General features: G+C 61.0%; 1 protein-coding gene. It reads left to right on the plus strand.

Annotated elements, in window-relative coordinates:
- Window positions 1–101: 101 nt before the first annotated feature.
- A partial coding sequence (locus ABT116_RS48565) for a LysR family transcriptional regulator (protein ID WP_351647948.1) occupies window positions 102–1167 on the plus strand: 1066 nt, incomplete at its 3' end.

A 1167-nucleotide genomic window follows, 5' to 3' on the forward strand; every position in this document is an offset into this window, starting at 1 on the left:
ATACGCCGCTCGAGAGGTGTTCAACTTGGTCGGAACGGTGTCCAGCGCCCCTCGTTATAGGGGCGTCTAGTCCGTTCATGTGTGGGTACAGAGTGAGGGTTGTGCGGCCCATCATCGGATGCGGTGGTCGTGATTCCGCGGTGGCGGTGGCGGCGAATAGCATCGGCGATGTGCGCTTACCCCTGGAGTTGAGGCCGCTGTCGTACTTCGTGGCGGTGGCGGAGGAACTGCACTTCGGCCGTGCGGCTGCACGGCTCCATATCGCCCAACCATCTCTGAGTGTTCAGATTCGAAAGCTTGAGCACTCTCTGGGGACAGCGCTGTTCATTCGTGACAGCCGTCATGTGGCCCTGACGCCGGCAGGGGTGAGGCTCTTGGAAGGAAGCCGTCAGCTACTCTCGGATGCCGAGCGCATTGCGTCGCTCACCCGGCAAGTCGGCCGCAGTGCGCGCAGCAATCTCGTTATCGGATTCCAGGCGAATGCTGCCGCTGAGCTGACCCCGGACATCCTGTCGGCATTTCGCTCGATGCACCCGGATGTCGAGGTGGAAATGCAATCGTTCGACTTCTCCGACCCCTACGTCGGACTAGGCGACGGCACGGTGGACGTAGCGTTCATCAGGCCGCCCGTCGTCGTTGCGGACTGGCTCGCGCTCGACACCCTTTTCATCGAACCGCGAGTGCTGGTCGTTAGCTCGGACTCCCCTCTTGCGCAACATGATTCGATCAGTGTCGAGGATCTCACAGGTCAGCCATTCGTTGCTCGTCGCAGTACCGACGAGTGGCGTGACTTCTGGCTCGCACTGAGCTCTCGCGATGGGCATGACGTTCGGCTCGGAGCCGAGGTTTCAACGGTCGACGAGTGTTTCGAAGCGATCTTGTCGAAGAAGGGCGTCGCGTTCTCGCAAGCATCGACGCAGCGGTTCTATTCTCGGCCAGGACTAGCGTTCGTTCCTGTCACCGGCATACCACCAACGCCGTTATCTATCGGTTGGCGATCAGACGTCGATTCTCTATTGACTCGCGACTTCGTAGAGGCTGCTCGCAGCGTTGCTACAGCCCGCCCTGTGCCGAATTCATGGATGCCCGCGGTCGAAGGTGTGACCTCCTTGCTTGAGCAGGGCCATCTCGCCCGCGCCGGACTCGATGCCGGTGATCTTTCCGCCG

This window comes from Streptomyces sp. NPDC002130 (assembly GCF_040296465.1).
Classification (GTDB): Bacteria; Actinomycetota; Actinomycetes; order Streptomycetales; family Streptomycetaceae; genus Streptomyces.